Raw genomic sequence first — 1,059 nt, forward strand, 5'->3', positions numbered from 1 at the left:
AGAGTTAGTGACTTTAATCTTTGGTGAAGAAACCGACCAAGCAACAGCAGAATCAATCGCTGAAGCAGTCGAATCGGCTAACAAAGATATTGAAGTTGAAATTGTAGACGGTGGCCAACCAGTTTACCACTTCTTAGCATCAGTAGAGTAATAAACCTATAATAAAGATAAAGGCTCTTCGTCAAATAGGACTGATGAGTAATGTCTGCCAGGTAATCATTAGATTACCTGGTTTTTTTATGCCCTAATACTATTGTTGCTCCATAAGTGGTATTATCCCTCCCTGATCCCTCACTAGAGGCAAAATAAGTCTGTATAAGAGCTTTTAGACGTCAACTAGCATAAAAATAATACCTTGCAAGCTATTAAAACGCCTATAATGGCCCTTAAAAATACTTTTATGACATATATCATATTTCAACATATTAGGGCATAAGTGCAAGAGAGCATGCAGGGTCTTATACAGGCATAGAGAGGCCTATACACAATAAAAAGAGCCAGCAGTATAAACTGCTAAGCTCCATAGTATAGTTATTATTGTTGATGCTACAGGTCCTGCTCTTGCCCCTGCTTTTCTTTGTCTTTAGCAGAACGCCCTGCATTGAACTCCTTAACTGCTCCTATGATCATGCATACTACAGCAAAGGCTAAGAATATAAGCCCTAGACCTATAAAGAATGGTTTAAAATAAAACCATAGCATGAAAGAAACAATAACAAATGCAAACACGCTTAGAGCTGTTGTAATGATTGATAACATTTAAATGACCTCCTTGTATGCACCACTGCCCAACTACCTATTGAACTAATCTAAAACCTCTCAGAACAATCTCTTTTTTTGACCCGGTAGTCGGGAGGATTTCTCGGAAAAAACAACTTATTCTATTAGATAATCCCGTGCAGAAATAAATCAATCATTTCCTCTAAAGCAATCGTTTTACTGATTGTGTGTTTAGAAGAAATATAAGGGGCCAGTGTAACAAAGAAATATGTAGCAATTTTCTCTCCAGTAAGCTGATGTTTTAATTGCTTTTCGTAATCATCAAATAATAAGATGAAC

The 1,059-nt window shown here is 36.6% G+C and carries 2 protein-coding genes; one reads left to right on the forward strand and one right to left on the reverse strand.

The genetic code is table 11. The features are described 5' to 3' along the window. Window positions 1–7: 7 nt before the first annotated feature. A complete protein-coding gene (locus ACRCJ0_RS15040; protein ID WP_431391015.1) occupies window positions 8–151 on the forward strand; it encodes a hypothetical protein in 144 nt (47 codons plus the stop codon). 395 nt (window positions 152–546) lie between these two features. Here ACRCJ0_RS15040 and ACRCJ0_RS15045 read toward each other — a convergent pair whose 3' ends face one another. Further along, entirely contained in the window at window positions 547–759 is a 213-nt protein-coding gene (locus ACRCJ0_RS15045; protein WP_431391014.1) for a hypothetical protein, read from the reverse strand. Window positions 760–1,059 lie beyond the last annotated feature (300 nt).

Source organism: Aerococcus sp. L_32 (assembly GCF_050689315.1).